We start from the raw sequence: 2,619 nt of genomic DNA on the forward strand, positions 1-2,619 counted from the left end.
AAGACCACCAACGTGCTCAACAAAGTTCCCAAGTCCGTACAGCCGGACATGAAGACAGCCCTGCGGGAGATCTATCTCGCGCCCACCCGCGCCCAGGCCGAGGTTGCGGTCGGTCTGTTCGCAGAAGCCTATGGAGCGCGTTATCCGAAAGCCGTGGCGTGTATCCGCAAAGATCAGCGGGCGCTGCTGGCCTTTTATGACTGGCCTGCCGAGCACTGGATCCATCTGCGAACCACGAACCCGATCGAGAGTGTGTTTGCGACGGTGCGGCACCGGACCGTGCACACCAAGGGCTCGTTGTCGCCGACGGCCGCGCGCTTGATGGTGTTCAAGCTCGTGACGGCGGCTTCCAAAACCTGGCGTCGGCTGATGGGCGAAAACCAGTTGCCGAAGGTGATCGCCGGTGCCAGATTCCAAGACGGCGCCGAGATCATTCCGATGCAATCACACAGCGCCGCCTGATCGGCCTCGTCACCCAAAATCCGCCATAACTCTCGTGGCGTTCCGCAGTGTCTCTTCCCACTCCAGTCGACCGAGGCTCAGAGGGTATACTGCACGCTGGCACAGCTGCTCTTCAAGGCTGACAGGCTTACCGTCGATGCACGTCGCACGTTATCGGAATACGCGGCGCAGTTCGACTCCCTGCACATCAGTCTGGCACGAGGTCTCGCGATCCGCCCGTCGCGGTTCGATCAGCTCAAGCATGCGCGGAAGGCACTAAGACTGCGCGATCTTGAGGAACCCACTCCTGCATCAGAAGAAGCCTCAAAGGTCAACAAGTTCGCTCGCTGCGGCTTTGCCAACCGCCGGCGGTAACTCCTCGGACGTGCCTGCCAGGTTACCGGCGTCGGCACGCACGGCCTGACGTTCTCTCTACAGAGTGGGCAGCATCAAGGAGTTGCGGCTGGCCGGGATCAGCGATCTGGAGGCCGCCAATGCGTTCCTGCCCGGCTTTATGGCAACCTACAACAGCAAATTCGCCCGCTCGCCTGCCCACGATCTGGACCTGCATCGACCGCTGAAGGATCGGAACGATCTCGGTTATATCCTGTGCTGGCGGGCGACGCGACGCGTCTCACAGCAGCTTGTGGTGCACTACAACCGGATGAAGTTCACGCTGCACCCGACGGAGATCACCGCGCGGCTGGTGGGACAGGCGGTTGAGATCTACGACTTTCCGGACGGGCGGCTGGAGATCCGCTGGAAGGGGCTGCCCCTGGCCTATGCGGTATTCGACAAGCTGCAGCGGGTCAGCCATGCGGCGATCGTCGAGAACAAGCGGCTGAGCGAGGTGCTGGCCTGGATCAAGCAGCAGCAGGACGCCCAACCAGCCCCGTCAGGGGATAGAGTCGGGCCCCGCCGCTCGAGCCAGAAGTTGGGTCTGATGAAAGACCGCGCGGATCGCTTGGCGCAGGTGCCCCCATCCGTCCGAAGCTCGATCGCCTGGGGCGGCAGCGCTCCGATAAGGTCGGCACACCGCCGCCCCAGGCTCCACCTCACCCGGCCTGACTGACAGTTCTACTTTGCGCAAAAAGAGACATTTCAACTTGGTTGCGACAACGCGGTGTCCTTTCCCACGCGCAAATTCGTATTCCCTTCCTGGAAACCTGGGCGCATGCTGATCCCTGGGTCGAGGGTCAGCGGAGGTGGCCATGCCCGGCAAGTTCATACTCAGGGATGACGTGAAGCGGGATGAGCTGGAGATTGCGCGGCTCGGCTGGTTGAGCAATCCGGCCGCGACCGGTGCCAAGCACCTCACCGTGATCGAAGGGACCTTCCTCCCCGGCAAGGGGCACAGCTTTCACTACCACGCCGACCAGGAAGAACTCATCTATGTGGTGTCCGGCACGGTCGAGCACTGGATCGAGCAGGAGAAGCGGACCTTGAGCCCCGGCGACAGCGTCTTCATGCCCGCCGGCGTCGTGCACGCGACCTTCAACACCAGTGCCGAGGACGCGAAGGTCATTGCCATCCTCGGACCCAGTGCTGGCGAGATGGGGGTCGAGCAGATCGATGTGTCTGGTGAAGCACCTTGGAACGGGTTGAAGGCCAACGTGGCCTGAGAGCAGCGGTTGTTCCATAAACCGCCTAAACCGCCTTTTGCGAACTGCGCCGCGCAGCATCGGCTTTGGGAGCCCACACGGGAGAACGCCATGGCAGACGACCACAGGAGTCTCGATCCATCGACTTGGGATCCGGCACTGGACGCTGTGATTGCCGCCCCTGCCCACCACAAGGTCCTGTTCGAGAACGACCGGCTCCGGGTTCTCGAGGTTACCCTCGAACCGAACGACGAGGAGCCCGTCCATCACCATCGCTGGCCTTCCGTGTTCGTGTTCGACTCGGTGAAGCCGCCGATCTACGACTTCGCGCCAGACGGCACTCAACTGCCGCCCAATCGCGACGTGGTGCAGGCCGTTCAATCCTGGGACGATAAGGGGTGTCTCGTCGTTCACATGGCGCCCCAGCCGGCGGGCCGTGTGCTCAACGGCTCCGATCAGACCCTCCACGGCATCCGCATCGAGATGAAGATCTGAAGACCTACTCACTCGGTCTTCCTGACGGCACGGCAATTGCCAGCGCTGGCGGTTCCATAAAGGGGGATTCTGCGAATGACGC

Annotated in this window: 4 protein-coding genes; all 4 read left to right on the forward strand. The window is 62.2% G+C overall.

Translation table 11 applies throughout. The annotated features are described in order from the left end of the window. A partial coding sequence (locus BN1233_RS31310) for an IS256 family transposase (RefSeq protein ID WP_048710837.1) occupies positions 1 to 462 on the forward strand: 462 nt, incomplete at its 5' end. Between the two features lie 418 nt (positions 463 to 880). Beyond that, entirely contained in the window at positions 881 to 1,513 is a 633-nt protein-coding gene (locus tag BN1233_RS31315) for a hypothetical protein (protein ID WP_053086468.1), read from the forward strand. A 139-nt stretch (positions 1,514 to 1,652) separates the two neighbouring features. After that, a complete protein-coding gene (locus BN1233_RS31320; protein WP_046867591.1) occupies positions 1,653 to 2,063 on the forward strand; it encodes a cupin domain-containing protein in 411 nt (136 codons plus the stop codon). Positions 2,064 to 2,153: 90 nt separating this feature from the next. After that, positions 2,154 to 2,537, forward strand: coding sequence for a hypothetical protein (locus BN1233_RS31325; RefSeq protein WP_046867592.1), 384 nt, complete (start codon positions 2,154 to 2,156; stop codon positions 2,535 to 2,537). The last annotated feature ends 82 nt before the right edge of the window (positions 2,538 to 2,619 follow it).

This window comes from Microvirga massiliensis (genome assembly GCF_001006805.1).
GTDB lineage: Bacteria > Pseudomonadota > Alphaproteobacteria > Rhizobiales > Beijerinckiaceae > Microvirga > Microvirga massiliensis.

Bases quoted from the DNA above. Each gene is read 5' to 3' on its own strand.
- BN1233_RS31320 (WP_046867591.1), top strand. From the start codon at position 1,653: ATGCCCGGCAAGTTCATACTCAGGGATGACGTGAAGCGGGATGAGCTG.
- BN1233_RS31325 (WP_046867592.1), top strand. From the start codon at position 2,154: ATGGCAGACGACCACAGGAGTCTCGATCCATCGACTTGGGATCCGGCA.